General features: G+C 37.2%; 22 protein-coding genes. 6 read left to right on the top strand and 16 right to left on the bottom strand.

What is annotated here, in order from left to right; all coding sequences use genetic code 11:
* The first annotated feature begins 8 nt into the window (after positions 1-8).
* The 3 genes from accB to LNTAR_RS02745 are packed head-to-tail and all read left to right on the top strand — an operon-like array spanning position 9 to position 1,376.
* Positions 9-443, top strand: coding sequence for an acetyl-CoA carboxylase biotin carboxyl carrier protein (gene accB, locus LNTAR_RS02755; RefSeq protein WP_007277108.1), 435 nt, complete (start codon positions 9-11; stop codon positions 441-443).
* A 15-nt stretch (positions 444-458) separates the two neighbouring features.
* Complete coding sequence (locus tag LNTAR_RS02750; RefSeq protein ID WP_007277107.1) at positions 459-869, top strand: Asp23/Gls24 family envelope stress response protein; 411 nt, start codon at positions 459-461, stop codon at positions 867-869.
* Complete coding sequence (locus LNTAR_RS02745; protein WP_007277106.1) at positions 870-1,376, top strand: Asp23/Gls24 family envelope stress response protein; 507 nt, start codon at positions 870-872, stop codon at positions 1,374-1,376.
* Between the two features lie 73 nt (positions 1,377-1,449).
* Here the strand turns inward: LNTAR_RS02745 and alaS are convergent, their stop codons facing one another.
* From alaS to asnS, 4 genes are all read right to left on the bottom strand, one after another.
* Positions 1,450-4,149: an alanine--tRNA ligase gene (gene alaS / locus LNTAR_RS02740; protein WP_007277105.1), complete on the bottom strand. Its 2,700-nt coding sequence runs from the start codon at positions 4,147-4,149 to the stop codon at positions 1,450-1,452.
* A gap of 106 nt (positions 4,150-4,255) precedes the next feature.
* On the bottom strand, positions 4,256-4,975 hold the full coding sequence (locus LNTAR_RS25020) for a TatD family hydrolase (RefSeq protein WP_007277104.1): 720 nt from the start codon (positions 4,973-4,975) through the stop codon (positions 4,256-4,258).
* A gap of 1 nt (position 4,976) precedes the next feature.
* Positions 4,977-7,400 (bottom strand): O-antigen ligase family protein, encoded by a 2,424-nt coding sequence (locus LNTAR_RS02730; protein WP_007277103.1) that lies wholly within the window; start codon positions 7,398-7,400, stop codon positions 4,977-4,979.
* Between the two features lie 36 nt (positions 7,401-7,436).
* Entirely contained in the window at positions 7,437-8,816 is a 1,380-nt protein-coding gene (asnS, locus tag LNTAR_RS02725; RefSeq protein WP_007277102.1) for an asparagine--tRNA ligase, read from the bottom strand.
* A gap of 517 nt (positions 8,817-9,333) precedes the next feature.
* On the opposite strand from asnS, the gene apaG reads away from it, so the two are divergent.
* A complete protein-coding gene (gene apaG, locus LNTAR_RS02720) occupies positions 9,334-9,729 on the top strand; it encodes a Co2+/Mg2+ efflux protein ApaG (RefSeq protein WP_007277101.1) in 396 nt (131 codons plus the stop codon).
* 479 nt (positions 9,730-10,208) lie between these two features.
* On the opposite strand, the gene LNTAR_RS02715 is transcribed toward apaG, so the two are convergent.
* Positions 10,209-11,126: an IS3 family transposase gene (locus tag LNTAR_RS02715; RefSeq protein WP_238527707.1), complete on the bottom strand. Its 918-nt coding sequence runs from the start codon at positions 11,124-11,126 to the stop codon at positions 10,209-10,211.
* Between the two features lie 268 nt (positions 11,127-11,394).
* Between LNTAR_RS02715 and LNTAR_RS02710 the strand changes: the two genes are divergently transcribed.
* On the top strand, positions 11,395-12,561 hold the full coding sequence (locus LNTAR_RS02710) for an IS256 family transposase (protein ID WP_007277098.1): 1,167 nt from the start codon (positions 11,395-11,397) through the stop codon (positions 12,559-12,561).
* On the opposite strand, the gene LNTAR_RS02705 is transcribed toward LNTAR_RS02710, so the two are convergent.
* The 10 genes from LNTAR_RS02705 to LNTAR_RS02660 form a co-directional block, all read right to left on the bottom strand.
* Positions 12,558-12,875, bottom strand: coding sequence for a transposase (locus LNTAR_RS02705; RefSeq protein ID WP_007277097.1), 318 nt, complete (start codon positions 12,873-12,875; stop codon positions 12,558-12,560). The genes LNTAR_RS02710 and LNTAR_RS02705 overlap by 4 nt on opposite strands.
* Before the next feature lie 282 nt (positions 12,876-13,157).
* On the bottom strand, positions 13,158-13,553 hold the full coding sequence (locus tag LNTAR_RS02700; RefSeq protein ID WP_007277096.1) for a hypothetical protein: 396 nt from the start codon (positions 13,551-13,553) through the stop codon (positions 13,158-13,160).
* Positions 13,554-13,613: 60 nt separating this feature from the next.
* Positions 13,614-16,595, bottom strand: a complete 2,982-nt coding sequence (gene gcvPB / locus LNTAR_RS02695) for an aminomethyl-transferring glycine dehydrogenase subunit GcvPB (RefSeq protein WP_007277095.1) — start codon at positions 16,593-16,595, stop codon at positions 13,614-13,616.
* Between the two features lie 173 nt (positions 16,596-16,768).
* Complete coding sequence (locus tag LNTAR_RS02690) at positions 16,769-17,221, bottom strand: Lrp/AsnC family transcriptional regulator (RefSeq protein WP_007277094.1); 453 nt, start codon at positions 17,219-17,221, stop codon at positions 16,769-16,771.
* A gap of 10 nt (positions 17,222-17,231) precedes the next feature.
* Complete coding sequence (locus tag LNTAR_RS02685; protein WP_007277093.1) at positions 17,232-17,744, bottom strand: hypothetical protein; 513 nt, start codon at positions 17,742-17,744, stop codon at positions 17,232-17,234.
* A gap of 266 nt (positions 17,745-18,010) precedes the next feature.
* Entirely contained in the window at positions 18,011-18,994 is a 984-nt protein-coding gene (locus LNTAR_RS25015) for a DNA polymerase III subunits gamma and tau (RefSeq protein ID WP_007277092.1), read from the bottom strand.
* Positions 18,991-20,004: a D-alanyl-D-alanine carboxypeptidase family protein gene (locus LNTAR_RS02675; protein WP_007277091.1), complete on the bottom strand. Its 1,014-nt coding sequence runs from the start codon at positions 20,002-20,004 to the stop codon at positions 18,991-18,993. Before LNTAR_RS02675 ends, LNTAR_RS25015 begins: the two co-directional genes overlap by 4 nt.
* Entirely contained in the window at positions 20,001-21,239 is a 1,239-nt protein-coding gene (locus LNTAR_RS25010) for a tRNA nucleotidyltransferase/poly(A) polymerase-related protein (RefSeq protein WP_007277090.1), read from the bottom strand. The genes LNTAR_RS02675 and LNTAR_RS25010 overlap by 4 nt, the downstream gene beginning before the upstream one ends.
* Positions 21,232-22,119 (bottom strand): bifunctional methylenetetrahydrofolate dehydrogenase/methenyltetrahydrofolate cyclohydrolase FolD, encoded by an 888-nt coding sequence (folD, locus tag LNTAR_RS02665; RefSeq protein WP_007277089.1) that lies wholly within the window; start codon positions 22,117-22,119, stop codon positions 21,232-21,234. Before folD ends, LNTAR_RS25010 begins: the two co-directional genes overlap by 8 nt.
* Before the next feature lie 337 nt (positions 22,120-22,456).
* On the bottom strand, positions 22,457-23,716 hold the full coding sequence (locus tag LNTAR_RS02660) for an IS110 family transposase (protein ID WP_083799925.1): 1,260 nt from the start codon (positions 23,714-23,716) through the stop codon (positions 22,457-22,459).
* 713 nt (positions 23,717-24,429) lie between these two features.
* Here LNTAR_RS02660 and LNTAR_RS02650 point away from each other — a divergent pair.
* Positions 24,430-25,485: a glycosyltransferase family 9 protein gene (locus LNTAR_RS02650; RefSeq protein WP_007277086.1), complete on the top strand. Its 1,056-nt coding sequence runs from the start codon at positions 24,430-24,432 to the stop codon at positions 25,483-25,485.
* Positions 25,486-25,493: 8 nt separating this feature from the next.
* On the opposite strand, the gene LNTAR_RS02645 is transcribed toward LNTAR_RS02650, so the two are convergent.
* The gene (locus tag LNTAR_RS02645) at positions 25,494-25,841 is read right to left on the bottom strand and encodes a nitrous oxide-stimulated promoter family protein (RefSeq protein WP_007277085.1); all 348 of its coding nucleotides are present in this window, start codon (positions 25,839-25,841) and stop codon (positions 25,494-25,496) included.
* Between the last annotated feature and the right edge of the window lie 308 nt (positions 25,842-26,149).

The following is a 26,149-nucleotide window of genomic DNA, read 5'->3' as shown; positions in this document are numbered from 1 at the left end:
GAGCTCTTTTGAACTTCGAAAATATTGAAAAACTCGCAGAAATTTTAGAGAAATATAAACTTTCTGAAATCGATTACACTGAAAGTGATGCTTTCAGCATCACACTGAAAGGCGCTGTAGCAGCTCCTGTACAAGCTATTGCAGCTCCTGTTGCAGCTTCAGCTCCTACGGCGGCGGCTCCGGCAGCTAGTTCTGACGAAGGTCTACATATTGTGACATCTGAACTCGTTGGTACTTTTTATGCTTCAGCATCTCCTGATTCAGCTCCTTACATCAAGGTTGGTGACGAAGTGACTGCTGATTCAACTGTATGTATCGTTGAAGCAATGAAAGTAATGAACGAAATTAAATCTGAAGTAAATGGCACCGTTGTAGAGATTATAGTTGATAATGGAACTCCCGTAGAGTACGGTCAAGCAATCATCAAAATCAAACCCAACTAAGTTAAGGAGTCCCTTATGTCTGAATCAAGTGATGTAAATTTAAATAATTCTGTTAAAAACGGTATTCATATTTCTGAAGACGTCTACAGCTCAATTGTAAGCAGTACTGTACTAGAAATTGAAGAAGTCGTTCAATTTGCTAATTCAGGCATTGTCGGCGGACTCGCAAACTTAATTGGTAAGAAAACGAGTGACAGTCCCATTCACGTCGATATTGACGAAGAAAGTTCTGACGTCACTGTGACGATTAACTTGGTTATTAAGTTTGGTGTTTTCATTCCTAAAGTTGTTGAAAACATTCAGAAAAAAGTAACTGCTTCAATTAAAGATATGACGGGTCAAACAGTTTCTTCTGTTAACGTTCGTATCCACAACGTTGTAAAAGTCGAAGATGTTGAAGAACAGGAAGTAGAGGAAGAAGCTTAATTGCAGGATATCCTCAAACAGCTTTCTGATATAGTTAACTCTAGCGATGCGACACTTAAATTTTACTTAGGTGTTCTCGTTGGAATAATTTTTGTTATATTCGTAAGGTTTCTTTCTTTTTTAAAGAAGTCAAGAAAACCTAAAGGCGTCTATATCAAAGGTGATAGGGGTGATATCCTTATCCACCAAACAGCCATTTCGGACTTCATAAATAAAGTTCTTTCTGGTCGAGTTCAGGCTCAAGTTCAGAAAGTCTTTATCTACAGTAAAAAAGCCAATCACTATCTAACTGTTTATATTTCAGTTCCTCCTGGAGCTAACGTAACTGAAACTGTCAAAGCTATTCACGATATAGTCTTCCAACAAGTCTCGGAAAGACTTGGTATCGACAACTTAGAAAAAGTTGATATCATTGTCAAAGATTTTAAAACCAAAGAAAAAACTTTGGAAAAGCAAAATCAAAAACTCTTAGAAAAAATAGATGAAACTGCTGAAGAATTAAATTAATTAAGTCTTTCATCATTGCACAAAAAAGCCGAGTTATTTAACTCGGCTTTTTTATTGCTTATGTAAATAAGTTTTACTTACTCTCAATAAGCTCTTTAACGGCTTTAAACGCTGATGGAATAGCTTCTGGCATACGTCCACCTGCCTGAGCAAATGTAGGGGCACCACCGCCGCCACCGCCGACTTGCTTAGCTGCAATGCTAACAATCTCGCCAGCTTTGAAACCTTGCTTAGTTAAGTCGTCTGAAACACCAGATGTTAAGACAACTTTGCCATTTGCGGAAGACGCAAAAACAACAATTCCCGAGCCAATTTTCTTACGAAGGCTATGGGTCATATCTTTGAGTGTTGCAGCGTCATTATCTACTTTTAGCATGAGCACTTTGATACCATTGATCTCCTCAGCCTTTTCAAGCAATGAATCAGCCTCTAAAGCGACTAACTTGGATTTGGCCTCGTCTAACTCTTTTTGTAAACTTTTAGCATTGCTAGAGAGCTTATCGACTCTTTCTGGAATCGTATCAACTTTACATTTTAAATCGCCTGCTAAACCTTGGAGAACTTTATTTGAGTTAAGAGCGTATTTAACCGCATCCATACCCGTGATAGCTTCGATACGGCGAATACCGGCAGAAACAGAACCTTCTGAAGTAATTTTGAATAAGCCAATATCACCCGTACGTTTGACGTGAGTTCCACCGCAGAGTTCTAAAGAAAAGTCATCAATTTTAACGACTCTGACATCATCATCATATTTTTCGCCAAAGAGTGCCATAGCACCCATTGCTTTCGCTTCATCAATATTCTTTAAATGAGTTTCAACAGCTGAGTTAAGGATAACTTTTTCATTGATTAAGAGCTCGAGTTTTTCAATTTCATCAGCTTTTAAACCTTGATGATGAGAGAAGTCAAAACGCAAATAATCAGCAGCTACCAAGGAACCCTTCTGTTCTACGTGCTCACCTAATAAATCCTGAAGAGCTTTGTGAAGTAGATGAGTTGCTGTGTGATTTTTTCTGATTTTATCACGACGCTCAATATCGTAAGAAACAATAACTTTTTCGCCTTCTTCAGGAGCTTCATCGCCCACTAAGTAATGAAGCGTTGCATCACCATTTTTCTGGGTATCTTTAATTTGATAAAGTTTACCACCAGCCGCAATCGTTCCGCTATCACCCACTTGACCACCCATTTCTGGGTAACATACTGAGGAATCAAAAATAACTGCTAAGCCATTTTTCATTTTGATAACTTCTTTAACTTGAGCTTCATTTGAATTGTCTTCTTCATATCCAATGAACTCAGTTGGCTCAGTTGTTTTGATTTCGGAGAGTGAAATGATTTCTTTCTTTTGAGCCGCACGAGCGCGATCACGCTGTTCATTCATCAACTTTTCAAAACCATCTACATCAACTTTATAACCTTGTTCACGCGCCATCAATTCAGTTAAATCGAGCGGGAAACCTTGTTCATCAGCTAAACGGAAAGCAAAAGCAGCAGAAATGCTATCGCCTTTTTTGAGCTTAGAAATTTCACTTTCAAAAAGATTGATACCACGATCTAAAGTTCTATTGAAAGCTTCTTCTTCACTCTTAATCACAGTCTTAACGTGTTGACGACCTTTCGCTAATTCAGGGAAAATTTCTCCCATTTGATCAGCCAAAGTATCAACTAACTCATAGAAGAAAGGTTTCTCCAAACCAATAGTGCGACCATAGCGAACTGCGCGACGAAGTATGCGACGTAAAACATAATTACGGTCGCCATTACCAGGCTGAATACCATCGGCAATAGAGAAAGAAAGCGTACGAATGTGATCGGCAATAACGCGGAAAGCAATATCGACCATTTCCTGATCGTTAGCAGCGACAAAATAACCTAATTCATTTTTTTCAGGAAGAGTAGATGTGTATTTTTTACCAGAAATATCAGTCAACTTATCAAAGATAGGCGTAAAGATATCTGTTTCATAATTAGAAATAATACCGTTGAAATCGGTGAAATTTTTAGTGTTCAAAATAATTGAAGCTAAACGTTCAAAACCCATACCCGTATCGACATTTTTAGTCGGTAGATCTGAGAAAGTTCCGTCTGGATTCGCATTCATTTGAATGAAAACCAAGTTCCAAATTTCGATACATTTATCAGTATCCATATTAACTAAGGAACCTTTTGTATCTCCAGCTGGAGTCAAATCGATGTGAAGTTCAGTACAAGGACCGCAAGGACCCGTTTCACCCATCATCCAGAAGTTATCTTTTTTATCGCCATTCACAATGTGAACTTTTGGATCTAAACCATCAGCCTTAAAAATATCTGCCCAAATATCGTAAGCTTCTTGGTCAAAATCAGCCGGATCACCACTAGATTTATCTGGTTGATAAACTGTTGCATAAAGACGTTCTTTAGGAATCTTACAAACTTTAGTTAAGTATTCCCAAGCGTATTCAATAGCTTCTTTTTTGAAGTAATCATTAAAAGACCAGTTGCCCAACATCTCAAAGAAAGTGTGGTGGTAAGTATCCATACCCACATCTTCCAAGTCATTGTGCTTACCGCCTGCACGAATACATTTTTGTGTATCTGTTGCTCTTCCAGGAGTGTAGGGACACTTTTTTTCACCCAAAAAGATGGGAACAAACTGATTCATACCAGCATTAGTAAAAAGTAGGTTTGGACTATCCGGCATTAAACTTGCCGAAGATACCAGAGTGTGTTGTTTCGATTTAAAAAAATCAAAATAACTTTGTCTAATCTCTTTTGAACTCAACATATTAGTTTCCTTAAGCTTATAAAAAATTCGCGCGTAATTTAGCACACAAGCTCAAACTTGTTAGTTAAGCTCAAAAAAACCTTAGCTTTTTTGAAAATGAAGAGGTTTAAGTAAATATTTTCTGATAATTCTCCTTAATTTTTTTCAAAATTTCCTCGGCGGGAATACCTCGAATCAATGAGAGTGAATCAACCACTCGAGACGTCAATTGAGAACCATACTGACCATCATTCATTTTGACGTAGGGAGCATCTGATTCCAAAAGCACATGAGATAAATCAATCGTTCTCAAAATCTTTTTACCCGTACGAGATTTAATCATTGCTGGGTTTAAAGATATATAAATATTTTCTCTTAAATTTTTGAGTAAATCTAAAGGGCCAGAATACCAATGCAGGATAAAAGTCGCCTTCCGAGATTGGATCATTTCCATAACTTTTTCAGCTGATCGACGCGAATGAAGGCTCAAAACACAATTTCCTTTTGCTTCGGCTAAGTCAATAATTCTCTCAAAAACTTTGATTTGCCTATTTCGCAAATCTTCTTCAACTGTGAAATCTAAGCCAACTTCACCAATGAAACGAGTCAATTCCAATTGTTTTTCAAAAGCCTTTAAATCTTCAATTTCATCTTTTATATAAAGGGGAAAAAGCCCCAAACCCGCAGTGATTAAAGAATTTTGTTCAGCTAATTTGCGAGCTTCGCAAAATTGCTCAGGCCGAGTTGTTACACAAAAAGTTGGCACACTTACTTCTGGTAATTCTTCATAATCTAATAAATGACAATGAGCATCACTCAGTTGAGAACTGTGCTTTTTCCAAAACATTTTACTTTAGCTTTTCATTCATTTCAGCAAAAGGATGGGGCAATACAGATTTTACCTTCAGACCACTCATTTGGTTAAACTTAATTATATCAATAATAGGCCAGGGTGAGAGTTCATAAAACTTATCATCACTATTTAAGATAGTCGATAATAGGTAATTTCTTAGAGAGCAGTTTTGGGGATAATAAAAGCTATATAAATCTACTTTTTTATCCGTTTCATTTAAAGCTCTGCTCCTAGTATCAAAAACTTTTGTTTGACCATTTTCTATATAAACTAAGCCTAAACAATCATTTCCTTTTATCATCAGTGAACTCAAAATTCCTTTTTGTCTTAGAACTACTGCAAGCAAACTATAATAAGAAACTGAAGATAGCTTCTTCTGCTTTAATGATATTTTTGGAGAACTGTATTTTAAACTATTATCTATCTCATATTTATTTTTAAATTCATTAAAAATCTCATCTATAGATTGATTAGAAAAAAGCTTATTTAACTTCTGCATTTCTAACCAAAATTCAGCACCTAACTTATTGAAACCATAATTATAATAGGATTTTAACTCGGGATACTTATTAGACATATTAAAAAATTTATCCGTAGCTTCATCAAACTGTAAAGCACGTAATCGAATTTCAGTATATGTGTACCACTTCTTGTAAGTATCTTGCTTTTGCCATTGATTTCTAAATTCATCTAAATCAGCGAAATAATATTTTGAGTAAGCTAAAAATCTATCTTCAGTAACCGTTTTTAGTTCTTTGACTAATTCATCGATTTCTTGAGTCTTGCCTAAACTAATTTTTGTATTAATGAGCTCAATAATTGAATTGAGGTCCCAAGGAAAATCGTAAAAATCTTTTTCTCTATAAAACTCAACTTTAGCTGAATCACCTTTCATTGTATAAAAATTAGCCAAGTGGCGATTGATGCGTTTATAACTGGGAGAAATTTCGCTGATTTCTAAAGCTATTTTTAGGGCTTCTTCAGGTAAATTTAAAGACTGACCATAAGCTCGCATAAGAGTGTATTTATAATCTAGGTCTCGAGCTCTATACTTCACTGCATCTTCTAATAACTGACGACCTTCAGTATAGTTCTCAGTTTTAGCATCTTTAAAAATGATAAAAGCTTCTCGGTATTTTAATTGAGCTAAGCTATCTCGAATAAATAAGAAAGATAAGAGGGCAGTAAATGCATACGAGGCATAAGTTAAGTATTTTTTCCTGTTTGGGCAGCCATCGCAAACTTTGAAACTCACTTCATTTCGCCATAAATAAGCAGCGCATAAGCCCATGGTCATTGACATGGGAGGCATGCTTAAAACTTTATCGAAAAATCCTTGTATCAATAAAATGAAAAAGGCTGCTAAAAAGGGCCATTCATCTCTATCTGCATTTTTTGATCTATTTAACAAAAATAAACAAATCAACATAAGTGCTAAACAGGCTATCAAACCATCTTCTATCGCCACCAGTATAAATTGATTGTGAGGATGAGTAGTTTCATCAGAATTAATGAGATGTTTTTTATAGCCTTCTTGAGTATAATTTGTGAAGGATTTTTTGAAGTTTCCTTGGCCAACTCCAAGTAAATTATCCTTTATTACATAGGCATTGCTGGTCCACAACTCTTTTCTTATATCATTAATCAGGAACTTCTCATACTTTTCGGGAAATAGCTTTGGAACTAATACGGGAACACAAAAGAGAGCTAACAAGATTATGAGCTTTAATTTTCCATTTAACTTCCTTATTAATAAGAAAAATATTAATAAGGCTAAGGCTAAAAAACTCGCTCTCGAAGAAGCCACCAAAAGAGCTCTAAAAGTTAGAATTCCTACAAATGAAAGTAAGCCATAAGACAAGGCTTTATGCTTAATATTTGAATAGATAAAATGAATAAAAAAAGGAAAACTCGTGCACAAAATAGCTGAAAACCAGTTCTGATTTCCTGCTATACCAACTCTTGAATTAAAAACAAAATAATGAATGAGGTTCATTAATAAAATCAAAGAGAATAAAGCAGAAACAAAAAACAAGCCACCAGATCTATATTTATCCTCACTAAAACTCACTGCTACACAGTTCATGACTAAGATGAAGTTAAGACTCATTAATAGATCAATTCCATGCGATTGATTTATTAAATAACTCAATAGAACCGAGCCTACAAAAGCCATCGTTAGATAAGAAGGTAAACTTTTTAGTTTGAACTTATCACTATTTTTTATAATCCAGGCTAAACTCAAGCCAGACATTAAAAGTTCCATGGGTAAGCGAAACATAAATACTTCGCGAAATAAAGTCAGGCCCTGAGGAGAAACTAAAACTAATGGATAAGCTAGAAAAGCCAGCATGAATAAAAGTGCTTGAATGGGGTACTTTTTTATCCAAGCTTTCATTTCTAAAAAATCATTATTCAAATGACTTTCCTTATGACTATACAATTATATTTATTCTTAAAATTTGGCATTTTTGGGCGTGCGCGGAAAGGGAATGACATCACGAATATTGCTCATTCCTGTACAAAATTGAACCAGTCTTTCAAAACCTAAACCAAAACCTGAGTGAGGAACCGAGCCATAACGACGCAAATCTAGATACCAAGAGTAGTCTTCTGGATTTAAATCTAGAGTTTTCATTCGATTTAAAAGTAAATCTAAATTTTCTTCTCGCTGACTCCCGCCAATAATTTCACCAATTTGCGGACATAATACATCCAGCGCACGTACAGTTTTCTCATCATCATTGAGCTTCATGTAAAAGGCTTTAATATCTTTTGGATAATCAGTCACAATCACAGGTTGTTTAAAAATTTCTTCAGTCAAATAACGTTCGTGTTCACTCTGAAGGTCTATTCCCCATTTTACTGGAAACTCGAATTTTTTATCCGTCTTCTCTAAAAGTTTAACCGCTTCAGTATAAGTAATTCTAGTAAATTCTGCATCAGATAAAGTTTCTAACTTAGTGATGATTCCCTTCTCAATTCTTTGATCAAAGAATTCTAAATCATCTGCACTCGTTTCTAAAACACTCTTGAAACAATACTTAAGGTAATCTCTTGCTAAGTCCGCATTTTCTTCGAGTTCAAAAAAAGCCGCCTCGGGTTCCACCATCCAGAACTCACTTAAATGCCGAGAAGTATTCGAATTTTCCGCTCTAAAAGTGGGTCCAAAAGTATAAATTCTGCCCAAGCCACAAGCATAAGTTTCTCCATTGAGTTGACCACTTACCGTAAGATGAGTCTTTTTACCAAAAAAATCTTTCTTATAATCTACTTTGTTTAAGTCATTTTTTGGTGGCTTATCCATATCTAAAGTCGTGACTTGGAACATCTGGCCAGCACCTTCACAATCGGAAGCTGTTATAATAGGTGTATGTAAATTTAAAAAATGACGGTTTTGAAAGAAGTCATGTGTCGCTTTGCTCAATTGATTGCGCACGCGCATAACTGCACCAATGCTATTCGTTCGGCAACGTAAATGTGCTGACTCCCTCAGAGTTTCAAAATTAATTCTTCCCTTCTGTAAAAGGTAAGATTGATCCGTATTTCCATAAATTAATATGGACTCCGCTTGGAGCTCAAAAGATTGACCTTTACCCGGTGATTCTACAAGTTTTCCCGTAAGCTTTAATGAAGCTCCGGTGTGGAGTGATTTCACATCATCATAATTATCTAAATTTTGATCTGCAATTACCTGAATCCCTTTAAAAGATGAACCATCATTAATTTCTAAAAAAGAAAAGCCACCCTTAGAATCTCGTTTAGTTCTTAGCCAACCAGCTAAACTAATTGATTCACCGACTTTACTTTTATCCAATTCTTTAATTAAAAGCATTTTTTACCTAGTTAATTTTTTATATTATTAAAAAAATTACTCCTGTCTTTACATATAGCTAAATAAGATGGTATATAAATACTAAGGAAAACGCTAACTTAGTGATGAAGATAAAATTCAATAAAGCTTCTTAAAGCTAAAAAAAGTTATTAACAGAGGGATGTTCAAAACCTGTCCATAATAACTGTTGATAATGTTAAAAACTTTATTGATAACTTTGTGGAGAAATGGAATTAGGACTTACGAACAAATATAAACAACACTAATTAACAATACCATCAACAAGTATTTTTTTGTATAAATCATTAATAATTAACTAAATAAAAACTTATCCACACTATTAACAGGCTCTATATATACTAAATATTAAATAAACATAATACTCTTATATAATAGACAGAAAACATATTTTTTGATGAAGAACTTTCTTTTGCTTTTTTTGAGATAAGTAGTTATTTCTTTTTAGAAAGTATTTATTATGGAATATATTGATACATGCTAAACAAAGGAACGCGTTGTGAATAAAGTATCGTCAGAAAATATTACAGAGGGAATAAAGATTATTGCTGATCCAGTTTATCAGCCTTATCATTCTTCGGAAAAAGAAAAGCGTTTTTTATTCTCTTACGAAATTACTATTGTCAATCAATCTAAAGTTGGCGTGACCCTTCGTTCGAGAATGTGGAAAATTATTAACTCTGATGGCGAAGACAAAATTATTCGCGGTGAAGGTGTCGTTGGAGAGATGCCTTTTATTGCACCAGGTGAGTCCTACAAGTATACCAGCTTTTCAATTTTAGACACACCTTTCGGCACCATGGAGGGCTTCTATATATTAGAACGAGAAGATGGCGATATAATTCAAGCGAATATTAACCGTTTCTATTTAACGGCTCCTATTACTCATAAGTAATATTCACTCTCTTAGAATGAGCTTTTTCAAGCGAATTATTTACTCTTAGCTTGTTCTTTATTTTGAACTTGTTTTATAAGTTTAATTTCCACAATTCTATCATCATAAACAGTGGCTGAAACACTCACCTTTCTATTCAAATAGGGTTCGACTTTATCTTCTAGACTTCTGGAAACTGAATAAACTTTGTTAGAAACGAGTCGATAATTGACTGTACCATTATCTTCATGGGTGGTGATTTTACCCGTAAGATTAACATCACGTTTTTGTTCTTTTTTATTGTGATTGTTGTTATTATTTTTGTTGTTATTTCCTTTGTTATTTCCTTTGTTATTAGCAGGACCTTTCTTAGTCGTTTTCTGCTTTATTTTTTTTATAATTTTCTTCTTTTTATCCTGGTCGGCAAAAATATGTGCTGCTCCAGAGGGAATTAGACAGTTGGCCTATTTCTCTTAGCTGGGTTTTGTTACATTACTTGTTTATGAAGCTTCTGCAAAGAGCTCTAATCTACGAGCTTTGGCATCAGCAAGTTTCGTTTTTCTTTCTTGCACAATAATCACATCGTTTCCCATGAGTTTATCCATGGGAGCAATAAATCCAATGGCACTATGAAGACGAGTGTTATTGTAGTACTCAACATACTGTGAGACAACTCTTCTAGCATCTTCGACACTCAAAGGTACTTGAGGCCGGATAGTACCTGCCTTCAAAGTAAAATGGAAGCGTTCGATCTTGCCATTGCTCTGAGGATAATATGGTGAAGTCCGTACGTGAGTAAGACCATGGAAGGCTATGAATTTCTTAAACTCCTGGCCCGTGTATTGAGAACCATTATCAGTAATAATCCTAGGTCTTGCCTGTGGGTACTTCTCTAACGCTCTTTTGACTACGATTTCGGCATCCTGTTCATTCATTGATTCACGAATCTCCCAATGAAGTAAACAACGACTATAACCATCTAAAACACCAATAAAGAAATAAAATCTTTTATTGACCTTCACATAGGATATATCAGTATGCCAGTGCTCATGAGCCTGAAGTGGCTGTTCGAAACCATTTCCTTTCTTAGATTTCTTAATACTTTTAGTACGCATGAGGCCAGCTCCTGATAAAATACGATAAACAGAGGAACTGCTCATATACGCAATATCTTCATCAATCATCATGTAAGTAACTGCTCGATAGCCTTCTCTACGATGAGACTGATAATACTCAATTACGGCATGTCTTTCAGCTTCAGTAAGCCAAAAATCTTTCGGTTGTATACCATTGTGTTGATTCTCTTTTCCTTCTCGCCCTTTCCATTGATAAAATTTACTCGGATGAAGATCTAAAGATTTGAGCATACTACGAAGGTTTACATGCGTACGCTCATGCCAAACACACAGATATTTCACGACCTGATCTCGGATTTCTTGGCTAACCCAGCCTCCATTTAGATCAGGCCACGCTTCTTTTTTAAGCTTATGTTCTCCGCTACAAGGGTAGTGTCCCAAATTTTCTGTAAATTCTGCTATTGCTCTACTTTAAGAGTTATGAATAGCTTCCGAGACTTCGCGAGAATGGGAACTTTCTCGTCGGAGCGAAATTGAGGAAGTTGTTTGTAACTCGGGGTAAAGAAGATGCAGAGTGGTGTTGTACCAAAACAACCCACAAGGAATTATTATGCACCACTCTACACAAGAAAACAGTAGCGTCTTATTAGAAATGATCCAACAAGTTACAGAAAACGGCGAAAGCGGAATGCTTGAAGCGATGAGAGTTTTATTAAATGAAGCGATGAAAGTGGAGAGAAGTAATTCTCTTGAAGCTGATCCATATGAACGTAATGAAAGTCGCTTGGGTTATGCTAATGGCTATAAAAATAAAACTGTAAACACTCGACTTGGAGCAATGAAGCTTAATATCCCTCAAGTCAGAGGTGAAATTGATTTTTATCCAAGTTCTTTGGAGAAAGGCTTGCGAAGTGAACGAGCTTTAATGACAGCTATGGCAGAGAGTTATATTCAGGGGACATCGACTAGAAAGGTGACTAAACTTTTAGAGAAAATGTGTGGTCTATCTGTAAGTAAATCACAGGTATCCCGTGTGGTAACTGAGCTAGATGAGAGTTTAGAAAAGTGGCGCAACCGTCCTTTAGGTAAATATTCTTATCTTTTGGTGGATGCGAGATACGAGAAGGTTAGAGTAGATAAGACTGTTCGAGATTGTGCTTTACTTATTGCCTATGGAATAGATGAATCAGGAAAACGTTCAGTCCTCGGAACAAGTGTTTCTTTAAGTGAAGCGGAAGTTCATTGGAGGAACTTTTTTCTGTCATTGAATGCTCGAGGACTCCATGGCCTCAAGATGATTACCAGTGATAGTCATTCGGGCCTAAAAGCAGCGTTAAAGACTGTATTTGGTTCTATCCCATGGCAGAGATGTCAATTTCACTTACAGCAAAATGCTGGTGCTTATGTCCCTAAGAAAGCTATGCGCTCAGAAGTAGCTCAAGATATTAGAGATATCTTTAATGCACCTTCAAAGCTTGAGGCTGAAAGACTTTTAAAGCTTACTTGCTTAAAGTATGAAGAAAAGGCTTCACATTTATCTGAATGGATGGAATCTGCACTTCCTGAAGGCTTTTCTGTATTCGATCTCGAGCGTTCTTGTTGGACAAAACTGAGAACGACCAATATGGTTGAAAGACAGAATCGAGAAATTCTCAGGCGAACTAGAACCGTATCTATATTCCCAAATGAAGCTTCACTTCTTAGATTAGCATCCGCTATTCTTATGGAATTAGATGAAACCTGGATAGCTACAAAAAGAGTTTATCTATCTGTTTAACTAAAATTGGTCAACACCAATTTACAGAAACAACGGGACTCTATCGCTACAAGTTCGGCAATGACATCATTCTTTTCTGAAGTCGTGGCCTTGAGTTGTGTGTTTTCTTTCACTGCGTTCTTTAAATTACTATCGTTATCCTTGAGGAAGGCTCGAGAACCATTCTCAAAGAACTCTTTCTGCCAACGATAAAATAAGGTAGTCGTGATATTGAGTTCATCACAGATATCAGAGACCGGAATCTGCTCGAGGAGATGTTTACGGATAGCGACGACTTTTTGGTCAGCATTGAAATAACGGCGTTTCTTAGACATAATTAATTTCCTTTACGAAGGGTTACAGTTTAAAAGTAACTCAACTAACAGAAAATGGGTAGGTGTCTAATTTCAATTGAAGCGCAACAAATACTAGCTTGAGGCAAGGCTAATAAACTTAAGTAGATAAATTTTTTACGGTTCATTTTTTCTCATCCTTATTAATTATGACTTAATAAGCTTCCTCATCTTAATAAAATCAATGAATAAAGGCACAAAAAAAGACCCCATAAAGAGGCCTTTAATGTGTATTGAAATTAAAATTAACTTCAGTGATATTTTCTATTTTTTCTTAGTCGGTTTTTTTGAGTTTTTATCACTTTTTTGAGTTTCTTTAGCTGTAATTTCTATTTCTTTTATAGATATAACTCGATCATTGACTAATTTGGCTTTCAGTTTGACTCTTTGATTTTCAAATTCGATCAAATCATCATTCATTGTGGCAGAAAAATATATTTCTTTTGAGCCAGTTTTTAGGTAAAAACGTTTGCTTAAACCTTCATTTTTATAGATGATTAAACCCACTAAATCGGAATAATCATTTTCTTTTTGATTATTTTTCTTTTGTTTAGTATTCTTCTTTTGTTTAGTATTCTTCTTTTTCTTCTTTTTCTTAGCGGCTAAAAGTTCTAAGTTCAAAAGTGAAAAAATTGCGATTAAAAATGTTTTTCTATCCATTTTATCTCCAAAAAAGGCTCCTTTTTAGGAGCCTTTTATAATCTTACTAAAGTTTTATAATTAAATTTTCGCGTCTTCGTGAGCTTTTAGAATAGTCTCTTTAACTGTAGGAATATCCATCGCCCAGATCTTATCTAAATCGAAGCGATTTGGAAGTACTTCAGGAAGTTTAGTAATTATTTCAGCCATCACTGGTTTCTTATTAGCTGGAACATCATCTACACGGTCTATAGGAGTGAAGTGAGGGGCCGTTAAAAGAACTCTTGGGTTTTCATCAATAAGATCAAATAAAGCCAATACTGCATCGGCAAAGCGATCGAGTTCTTCTTTTGTGTAGGACTCAGTAGGTTCAATCATAAGGCCATACATTTCGGGCCAAGCGACTGTAGGAGCATGGAAACCAAAATCTAAGAAGAGTTTACCCACGCGTGAAATAACGAGAGCTTTTGGAATGCCAGCGTCAACGATCTTATCAAAAGTTGATTGAGGTAAAGTGAGGATAAATTCGTGCATCACTTTGTCGCGTTGATTACCTGTAGGTAAAACGCAGAACTTATCTTCTAAACGACTGAAGAGGTAGCGAGCTGATAGAACTGCAACAGCAGCCATGCGCTTAACACCATCGTGGCCAAGAGCTTTAAGGTAAGTTAAGCAGCGAACTTTGTGGCCGAAGTTACCTTCATGGCGGTGAAAAGAACCAATACTTTTTGGTGCATGAGCAATTTCGAATTGGCCATCAGAATTTTTTATAGATTGAATACCAGGCAAGAAAGGTATGAGTTTTTCGCTCACAGCGACAAAAGCATCACCAGGTCCGCCACCACCGTGAGGAATTGACCAAGTTTTGTGCGTGTTGTTATGCACTGCATCAACACCCATTTTACCGAGGTCAACCCAAGCAGCAATGGCATTCATATTAGCGCCATCCATATAAACTAAACCGCCGACAGAGTGAATGAGTTCAGACATAGCTGCGAACTGCGTTTCAAAAATACCAGAAGTATTGGGGTTAGTAACCATCACACCAAGAATCCTTTCGCCGTATTCAGCAACACATTCTTTAAGACGATCAAAATCCATTTCGCCGTCAATAGTAGATTCAATTTCTACAATACCATTGAATTTTTTAGTCACTAAGCCAGCAACAGCTGCAGTTGCAGGATTCGTTCCGTGAGCCGTTTTTGGAATGAGAATGATATCGCGCTTTTCACCACGATCTTGATGGTAGGCTTGGAAGAGCTTTACGCCGACAAGTTCACCTTGAGCACCCGCAAGAGGTTGAGTTGTAACGCCAGGCAAACCAGTAATAGCTTTGAAGTACTCTTGAGTTTCATAGATAACTTCTAAACATCCTTGGACATCACTTTCCGGTGCTTGGGGGTGAGCATTAGCAAAACCATCGAAAGCAGCAACATAATCATTGAGGTAAGGGTTGTACTTCATTGTGCAAGAACCTAGTGGATAAATAGCATTATCCGGGCTCACATTTTGTGTCCCTAAGGTCGTGTAGTAGTCTTCGATTTCTTTTGCAGAGTAATGAGCAATTCCAACTTCACCTTCTCTTAGCTGACAAGCAGGCAAAGCAATGGGTTTGAAGTTGTTAGAATCTTTTTCAAAATTATTAGCGAAGAAAGCTTCGAGAACTTCAATTTCTTTTTCACTATGTAAATCAGTGAAGCAAAGCATGAGGTACTTATCAGAACCTTTTTCAATTCTATCAGAGACATTGACACCAATTTGAAGATCACTTTCGAGACCTTTAGCAATCAATTCTGAAACACTAGAATCAATTTTCATAGTAAATTCATTCATAAATGCCGCTTCAGGGAAAGCTAATTCAACACCCTTAAATGAACTGAGAACTTCAGCTGCACGCAAAGCTAGTTTTCGGCTCACTTCCACACTTTCTTGAAGTCCTTTGTCACCGCGATTTAGGATAGCTGCACCGCAAACAGTGGCAATATAAGCTTCGTTTGAACAAATATTTGAGTTAGCTTTTTCACGTTTAATATGTTGTTCGCGAGTAGAGAGGATAATGAGTTTACAATCACGGCCATTAATATCTTTAGCATCACCAACAAAACGACCCGCAGTTGCGCGGACAAACTTTTTGCATTTAGCGTTGAAGCGAATACCGAAGATACCGAGTCCGGGTCCACCAAAGTTAGGACCAATAGCTAAGTGTTGTCCTTCAGCGACAAAAATATCAGCACCTTCTTGACCGTATTTTGAAGGAGCCTTTAAACCACCTGTAGCAATGAGCAGAGGATCAATAACTGCAATAGCAAGTGCACCAATTTCGTGAACATAATCAGTGATGTCGTCAACTTTAGCTACAGTACCCACATTATTGATTTGAGGAAAAGATACAGAAACAATATCATCTTCAATTCCACAAGCTGCTTTTTTAAGTTCATCTAAGCCAATGCTTCCGTTTTCAGAGAACTTATCGCCTTTAATCCAAATAATTCCTAAGCCCGTGTGTTCTGCGTGAGTATTAAGAACTTCGCGATCACCAGGGTAAATGCTATCAAAAACTAAAACTTTATTGCGCTTAGTTTGGATTCTCATTGAACATTTGATGGCCTCAAAAAGGGCTGTTGCTCGATCATACATCGAAGCATTAACAGCTTCAAAACCCGTAAGTTGAGATAAAAGACTCTGGTAAATCCAGTGAGTCATCAAAGTACCTTGCGAACGCTCAGGTTGATAAGGCGTGTAAGAAGTCGTTAAGCTACGAATATTGAGAACGGGGCCTGCCACATCCATAACTTTATAAGCTTTAAGGCCATCACCAATGAATGAAGTACGAATATTATTTTTATTTGCAATAGCCGACATTTCAGAAATAATTTCGTCGCTGCTCTTTGATTTTGGAATATTTATATCTGAATCAAAACGTACATCTTTGGGAATATGTGAGTATAAATCTTCGAAATTTTGACAGCCTAAATGTTCTAACATCGCTTGGATATCTGCATCACTTGCTGGGATGTAGTGCTTAGCTGCTTCGCGCTTATTTACTTGGGGGTCGTAATTCATTAAATGATCTCGTGTTAAATATAATTTTACTGACATGAATCATATACAGAAAACAGCATTTTTCGAGTCAAAAAAAATAAATTTAAGACGTTTTTGCTAAGTTGTTTATAACTTGAGTATGGATAAAAAAAATCGGCTGAAAAACTTGGTGATTGTTAAGCTTTGTAAACTGTTTAAATCCAGTAATTATCAGTTTTCAAAACAATAAAACTTTCCGTACTCACAATTTCTTTTACACCTGCAATAGAAGTTGTTAAAAAGTTAATGAGTCCACGGTTACCACGTACGGCAACCACCATCATAAAGTCATAGCGACCAGACGTAATAAATGTCGTGCGGACTTCGGGGAGCTTAGTTATTTTTTCAAAAGCAGTACGAAGTTTACTCGATTCAGATATACTCACACCTAAAACAACGAGAAGTTCTTTCTCGACATAACCAGGCTTTACGGCTCCAGATATTTTGAGGATACCTTTTTCGGTGAGGCGTTTAACGCGGTGACGAACAGTACCTTCAGTAATATTGAGTTCTCGAGCAATAGCAGAATTAGATGAGCGTCCATCTTCACGAAGTTTCTCAATAATTTCCCAATCTAAGGGATCTATGATTTCTTTTGAATTACTCATTTTTTATCCTTCAAATATTCTCTATCTTTAAAGTACTTATTCCATAGCGTTTTGCGACTTCCGCAAATTCTTCTTTTTCATATAAATAATAACATTGCTTCAAGCTCAGTGAATATTTAACTGACGCATCGAGAAAAAGACCACCTTTACTCGGGTGGCAGGAACAACTAACACACAAGGCTTCATTTCCATCCGCATCTTGATGGTGAATACAATTGAGTTGATCCAGTAACTTGGGGTATTTTTTACTTATAGCTTGTTTAAGCGATTCATCTATTTCATTGAGTTGATCAAAAGTTTGATGGGCTAAAGCTAACTCTTTGGCGTGATGAATGATAATAATATCTAAATGCGCGTATTTTGAAGCCAATAAATTTTCTAAATGATTGTCATTTAATTGATAATCTATTGATCTATAACAAACTTCTCCCTCGAAATCCATTAATAAATTTCGTTCTACAAAAATAACTTTGTTATTTCCTCTCTCGGCAGATGAACGTAAGCTTAATTTTTTTTTATTCATTATGTTAAGTTTATTTAAAGTTTTCTTTATTTCTATTATACTCAGTATTGTCGCAAAGTCTTGATAAATAAAGGTTTTATAACTGTTAACAGTTTTGTATTATTTATATTTTAAAATATTAAGTAATATTTATTATATATGTAAGTTTATCATTAATAATACTTTATGTAAAAAATTAAAAAACACCCTATTAAAAACAAGCCTGTTGATAACCTGTTGATAAAGCTATTGAAAACTTATCGTTGTTGAATGATCAAATCGAAAAATTAAGCTTTACATAATCTTGATAAAAAATTAACAATAGCTTCATTATGGCCCATGGGAGCCTTAAAATTATCTTTTAAATTTTGAAAATCTTCAAAAGCTTTTAAAGCTCTATCCCAGCAAATATCTGAAGCCCAAGGGATTTCAAAACACTGACTTGAACTCAAACCTTGGCTTAATTTCAATAAATCACAAAACCAAAGTTCTAAGGCATTGATTAAAGAATCTCTTTCCTCTAAGCTTTTTGTTTTTATAGCAAGCTCTATACGCTTCTTTCTATCGCCGGCTTTTTCGTTTTCATCTTCTTCTTCACCTTCTAAGTCATTCATAACTTCTAACTCGGCTTGGGTGCGCAAAGAAGCGATAAGAGCATTTAAACGCGTAGCTCCTAGCCAGGCATTATTAATGCCACTTCCTGGTTTTGTTTGTTGCAAAATTTCCTGTAACTCGCAAAACCATGTCGTGTTGAGATAAGAAAAGCTTTCTCGGTTGAGGTTCAATAAACGACAACGTGAGCGGATAGTATCTAAGAGTGCATCAGGTTTATTAGATATGAGAAAGAAACAAGTTTGCGGTGGCGGTTCTTCCAAAGTCTTTAAAAAGGCATTCTGAGCTTGTTCAACCATACAATCAGCTTCGTAGATAATACCTATCTTAACTTCCCAAGGAAGCGGTTTATAAGCGAATTTTCCAATAAATTGACGGATGTGATCAGTTAAAATAGATCGCGAAAGAGAAAGAGGTTTTAAACTATTGCAGTTATAAATTCCTAACTGACGTCTTTTGCAGGCTTTGCAGAGGCCACAAGGAGTGCCATCTTCTGCTCGATCGAGGCAAATCATCACGTCGATCCAGCCTTCGACAAATTCATTCAAATAATCCACATCAGCACCAGACACGAGCCAAGCTTGACCCGACATATTTGATCTGAGTGAATTGAGTATGTAAGTAGAGACTTTATCGTCTAAAAAAATTTGAGAACTCATGGGACACGCACCGCCCAGTTCATTAAAGCTCGCATTGTAACATCACGAGTATTTTTGTTAGGACAGCCCGTGATAACAAGGAAGTAAAATTTTCCATTAGAACGAGTCGTTAAAATTTGGCACCAACCAGCATTGATCGTGAAACCCGTTTTATAGCCATTAACGCCTTTAACAGCGAGTAGGGGGTTAGTATTGCCTATTTTAGTTGCTTTATGTGAATTAACTGGCAAGAGAGCCTCACGTTTTGACGTCCACTTCAAAATAATGGGATAATCATTAATGCTCTTTCTAACTAAGTGCAGTAGATCGCTCATAGAAGAATGATTATCTAATTCGGGCTTTTCTCGATTAAACGGCAAACCGTGAGCATTCGACATCCTAGTCTGAGTCATGCCGAGTTCTTGAGCTTGTTTATTCATCATCGCAATAAAAACTTTTGGATCGCCTTTACCAAAATGCTCAGCAATTAGTTGGCATGAATCATTGGCACTCTTGACCATGGCAGAAATGAGTAATTCTTCGATGCTTATCGTATCTTTGGGATACTTTCGCAAAAATGAACTGGATGAGGTCTTCATAGAACTCTTAGAAATCAGAACTTGATCGAGCAAACTATATTCAGGATTCTTTTTTATATGATTTAGAACTGTCAAAACAGTTAAACACTTGGTTAAAGAGGCCACTGGCACTGATTTATTCGCATTTGTCGACCAAAGTGTTTTTCCTTGGTTCATTTCAAAAACTAAGCCTGCGCGAACATTTCGAGTTGAGGGAAAGCGATAAGCCGATTTTTCACCTTTGTGATTATCTTCAATATCAAAACGTTTGAAGTGATCAACTTCAATTTTTTTGCTAGTCGCGACTACTTTGACTGGAACAACTTTTTTAACTTCAGTTTTAGAAAATTGTGTATCAGCTTTTTTCTGTAAATACTGACCCGAAAAATATATAGCTAGAGCCAAAATAAGAATCGGCAAAGTTATTAAGATAGGTTTCGGAATTTTGTTCATTGCTCGCGCGGTTTTCTTTTGCGTGGACTGCGACGTTTTTTAGCTTTGGGTCTTTGACCAGCTTTATGGTGTGAACTCAAACGTGGTTCAGGTAAAAAATCAGCTTCGGGCCAACCTAAGTGGGGAGCCATGGTGCGATAGAGTAAAGAAGCGTAGAAAAATTCCGGATGGCGACGAATTTTATTGATATTTTTATTAGCTAAGATTCGTCCCTGCATCATCATCACATCTTTAACACGAGCGGCAATAATACGAGTCATGTTATGCGGTTTCATAAAGTCGTTAACTGCTTGACGCAATTCGCGATCAATGCCTTCACGATGTTCCCAATGATCGCCAAATTTACTACCAGGATTTAAACATTTTTCTACGTAACGGTAAGCTAAAATAGGTAGGGAGTAAGCTCGTGAAAGGGTTCCACCCTGAGTAATGAGAACATCTCTTTCGTTGAGAATATTCAAATAAGTGTCTTTGTCTTCGCTAGAAAGAATATCTGAGATGTTTGGAATGATGTGTTCCAAAAGACCGGCTTCATGACAAGCCTCCATGGTTTTTGCCATGTAGGGCTTATAAGTAATTTTCAAAATCTCTTCATAGAGTCTTCTTTGAGAAACCAAAGTGATTTTTAGTGCGAGTTCACGTATGGCTTTTTCCACATCGTCTTCAAACTCAAAACCGTATTGAGCCTTGAGTTTAACGGCGCGAAGCATTCTCACTGGATCTTCTGTAAAACGAATCATGGGATCGCCAAGAGAACGAACTTTTTTATCTTCGATATCGGCAACGCCACCACAGTAATCAATAATTTTGTTTTTATCTGTGGGGTCCAAAAAGAGTGCATTCACTGTAAAGTCACGACGATTGGCATCTTCTTCAGGAGAACCCCAAACATTATCGCGCCAAACAATCTCACCATCATCACTAGGACGAGCTGAACGTTCTTTTTCATTGGGAGTACGACGGAAAGTCGCCACTTCATAGAGGGTGCCACGCTCATAAACGTGAACAATTTTAAAACGGCGACCAATAATTCTCGCTTTGCGCTTCCCAAAAAAAGCACTGACTTGCTCAGGAGTTGCACTGGTAGAGATATCAAAATCTTTAGGGTTTTCACCCACAAGTAGATCGCGAACGGCTCCACCAACTAAATAAGTTTCGTGGCCAGCTTCTCGCAATCGACTAATAATTTGAACCGCGCCGCGATCCAAACGTGGATTAAACTCAGGTTTACCCAATATTTTCGATCCGTTTAAAGGCAAGTAAAGTATTACTCATTAACATCGCAATAGTCATCGGGCCAACACCACCTGGAACAGGAGTAATGAGTGAGGCTTTAGGAGCTACCGATTCAAAGTCAACATCACCACAGAGGCGATAACCACGTGGGCGAGTTTCATCATCAACGCGGTTAATACCCACATCGATAACTACTGTGCCTTCGCTCACCATATCGCCTGTAATAAACTCGGGAATACCAACAGCAGCAATGACAATATCAGCACGGCGAATTTCCGCACCTAAATCAGCTGTCCTTGAGTGACAAATAGTAACCGTTGAATCAACACCTTTTTGAATCATCAGTGAAGCCATGGGCTTACCAACAATATTAGAACGGCCCACAATTACGGCGTGCTTACCCTTAGTTTCAACTTTGCTGCGTTTAAGAAGCTCGAGGCAACCCCAAGGAGTACAAGGTGGGAAACCATCTTTAGCACCAGTGAAAACGAGACCAACATTTGAAGGGTGAAAACCATCCACGTCTTTTTGAGGGTTGATATTGAGAATAATTTGCTCTTCATCAATTTGCGGTGGGGGAGGAGATTGAACTAAAATACCGTGTATAGCTGGATCATTGTTAAGTTCTTCAACAACTGCTAAAACAGCTTCTTGACTTGAGTCCAAAGGTAAAACAATTTTTACGGAGTGATAGCCAAGTGAATTGGCCATTTTCTCTTTTGAATTAACATAAACTTGTGAAGCAGGATCTTCACCAATGAGAACTACAGCTAGACCAGGTACTTTGCCACTTTTTTCCTTAAGTGAACTCACTTCTTCACGAAGTTCAGCAATAATTTCGTCGGCAATAACCTTGCCGCGAATCAATTTGTCTTCCATAAAAAATTTTCCAAATAAAAGGGGTTTCAAAAATTTCCTAATCTACATGACTTTGCGATCTCCGCAAACGTGCCTAAAGCTCAGAACAAAAAGTCCCTAACATTTTTTGTATATTAATAAATCTTAAGAGCGTCGCAGACTTTAAAAAGTCGTCAGATCGGCCTACGGCCTGCAGATCGTTCGCAAGCTCACTGCAGGTCGGCCTACGGCCTGCAGATCGTTCGCAGGCTCACTAAAAGACCGCTCCGCTGCAAGACCGCTCCGCTCTAAGAACTAAGAAACTTGCTGTTATGTTTTGCTGGGCTTTTCTGAGTGCACTTACAACTAGAATACGAGGTTAATTAACGAATTTCTGAAACCATGCAGGTTGTCTTTTCTCCAATACTTCCAGATAGGTCTTTTCATTATATGGAGTTCTCGTTTTCCAGCAGCGATACATGATACGAATCCATTTGTATGCCAAAGCTCTAAGTATAGTGAAATGAGGTATGTTAAGAGCTTTCTTATGATAATAAAATTCATGTGCCCATATTGACGATCTTATGGAATTATTTGCGAACTCCACAAAACTAAGTTGAGTGAACCTATCACATAAAAAACGTCTTCGGACAATATTCATTTTTCCACTCTGAATTGTCACAGGAGCTATTTCACTGATTTTAAGAACCTCATTTACAGACTTAAATTTATCTCGATCGTCCCCAAAGAAAGCCATAAGACGTGGGCCGATACTAGGGCCTGCTCCTGGGAAAGATTGAAACATTTCATAGTCTTCATTACTGCGATATGCTTGCTCAATTTTTTCGTCATAAGCTTTAATGACCTTATTTAAACTCCTGATTCTGTGGCAGAATTGTTGTATCTCAAATATGTAGTAATCCAACTCATCTTCATCATTAACAACAATTACGGAGGAGCGTAATATTTGAACTCTCTCTTTTGTTTTACTATGATTGGTACTGCGTTTGTTAAAGAATTTGGTAATGCCGATTTGATGAGCATTAATAACATCCTGCGGGCTTGGATATTTGTCTAAAAAGTCTAGAAACATATCTGCATATAAATGATTGCCCACGACTTTGAGGGCGTTTGGGTAATAAATCTTCAATAACGCAGTTAATTGATTAGTTAAACGAGTTCTATCATCTACTAAATCACGCCTTTTTATATTAAGTCGCTTCAGTTTCCCCTTTGAAAAAGATGAGTCTACTTTTTGAACTTTATCAGGATGTTTTAAATACAGTTCAAGTAATGATTTAGTATCTGCTCGGTCACTTTTAGCACCACTCAAATGAAATGTTTTAGCAAACTTTGAAGCAGTCGTAGGATGAACCACATAGATATCAAACTCTGTGAATGATATTAATAAATTCATCAGTGCAGATTGACAGCTCTCGATGACAATGGCAATGGAACCATTAACAGTTTCAAGTATGAGTGTATCAAAGAAGTTTTTGAGAGTAAGTAAATCGCTACTGATAACTTTACATTCTTCTTCACAATCCTTAAGAATTCGTAGGTCATGTTTTTGATCAGCCCAGTCGATCGCAATAATAACTTGATATTCAGATGGATTTTTAGTTCTTGTATTATACATTTTTACTCCTAGGGAATATATAGATTTAAAAAACAGCATGCGAAATTCCTATAGCATTCGTGCCTGAAGCTTTCTGAGTATTCGTCCCGCTGGTAAACATTCCCGGTCGAAATGCCCAGAAAGTCTTTAAAAGACAGGAGCGCCGATTCGTATCGAGAATGATTAAATTTATATGTTCCTTTTTTAATTCTAAAATTTCTCCCCCAGACCCCCTCATTATTTTTATCTATTTAATTACTTGGACTACTATAGGAGCGCAGGCATCCTGCCTGCATTTAAAAGCTGGGAGCGACCCATTCCATGCGGAAATTTATCCAAGTCGTCAGTTCGCTTCGCTCGGTTTTGCTGGGAGCGCAGGCATCCTGCCTGCATTTAAAAGCTGGGAGCGCAGGCATCCTGCCTGCATTTAAAAAAGTCGTCAGAAATAAGAACGCGCTTCGCGCTGCAAGACCGCTTTGCTGTAAGACCACTCCGCTCTAAGAATTAAGAGACTAGCTATAACCTTAAGTTATTTATCTGTGTTAATCTAAGTCCATCTGTGGATGAGTCTTTTTCTCTGTGCTCTCGGTGAACTCTGTGGTGAAATATAAAAATTCGATAATCATAATAAACTAAACCCTAGCTACCTACTACCTGGCTCCACCCGCCCGTGTGGCAGCACCCCGTATGGTAAGACCTTTTGAACTCCAGAATTTGCTTTGTATAGTGCCTTCATGAAAATCCTTTTAATCAAACAAACTTCTCTGGGAGACGTGATTCATTCCAGCCTCGCAGTGGAAGCTACTCGAGCTCAATACCCAGATGCAGAAATTCACTTCATGGTGGATAAATCCTGTAAGCTCGCCGTTGAGTATAATCCACACATTGATAAGCTGATTGTTTTTGATAAGGTTCTCATTTCTCAGAAAATGAAAAAATCATTTCTCAATATTTTTTCAGTCATGGTGCAATTCATGTCTTCGCTTCGCGAAGTACGCAAGGAAAAATATGACTTAGCCATCGACCTCCAGGGGATAGAACGCAGTATCTTTTTTCTCTATTTTTGTCGCGCCAAAGAAAAATTTGTCAAGGGAAAGAAACCTTTTCTGAAAGGCTTCAAAAACGCCGATAAAAATGATCATGCCATTGCGGAGCTGAAAGGTACACTCAAGCTAGCGGGGATTGATGGGGAAAAGTACTTTCCAAAAATTTATCTCAATGAGGGTGGGGAAGAAGTTTTAAAAAAGAAGCTTCCGGAAAAATTGACAAAGGCCCTAGAAGACCAAGATCAGCAAGTCATACTCATGAGCCCCTTTACTTCATGGGAAACAAAAGATTACCCTGTAGAGAATTATTTGCGATCAGCGCAAATGATCGCTAAAGACTTTCCTCAAGCACAGTTTATTTTTGTCGGTACACCCGACAAGAAAGACCTGATTGATCAGCAAATTATTGATTTTAAATTGGACCCAGACTTTGCCACGAATATTTGGAACTTAGCCGGCTGTACGAACATCCAAGAACTGCAAGAACTCATTCGTTTAGCAGATCTAACGATTGCTAGTGAAGGCGCGGTTGGGCATATTGCCAGTGCCTTGGATCGCCCCGTTTGTGTCATTTTTGGCCCCACACAACCCACTCGCGTTGGGCCGTGGGGAAATCACAGCCGCGTCATTCGTTCACAAGAAGCCAAATGCCTCGCTTGCTACCAACGTCATTGCGACGAATGGATCTGCATGAACAAGCTAGAAGACCAAATAAGCCACGCCGCTAAAGAGCTTTTAAAGTAAAGAACTTTTCAACCGTCATTTTGACGATATTCTTTTAAACTCCAGGCTTTTGTAAACTTGCTCTGACAGAGGTGTTTGAGGCTCATGATGGGGTGTTGATAAAGCATGCGCGGCCCCGCAAAGGCCATGACGTCGCGCACTCTTTGGCGCATGGCCTTTTCATAACAATGAACCTTACAGTATTGACAGGCGGGCTTACTTTCACCAAAGGGACATCTATTTAGGCGCTTAGTACTGTAACGATAGAGTTGATAGCAGTCTTTGCAAAGGTTCTTTGATTTACAGTGTTGCTTGCGACAATAAATACTGATCATGGTCGCAATAACCTGCTTTTCAAAAGTGATGTGCTTTTTCATTTTACCTTCTCTACGAGTCTTTATAAAATATTGCGATTATTCATAACTCATAATGCGGGACAAAGCTCCTGATCGCCTGGTCAAGGAAAGGCATTTCCTTGCTGGGGGGAGCTCGAGGGGGGACAGCGTCCCTCTCGTATGGGTCGCATCATATCCTTTATTGGAGCCTTTATAAAATTTTCAGTTTAAGACTAACATATTAGATTCAAACAATAGTAAAATTATCTTTACTTTTTATAAGCCAGTAATTTATGATAAATTCTAAATGCCCACAGATTTTCTAAAAAATCCGTTTTCGGATAGGTAGC

It is taken from the genome of Lentisphaera araneosa HTCC2155 (genome assembly GCF_000170755.1).
Taxonomy (GTDB): Bacteria; Verrucomicrobiota; Lentisphaeria; order Lentisphaerales; family Lentisphaeraceae; genus Lentisphaera; species Lentisphaera araneosa.
This window is presented reverse-complemented; position numbering and strand designations above follow the sequence as displayed.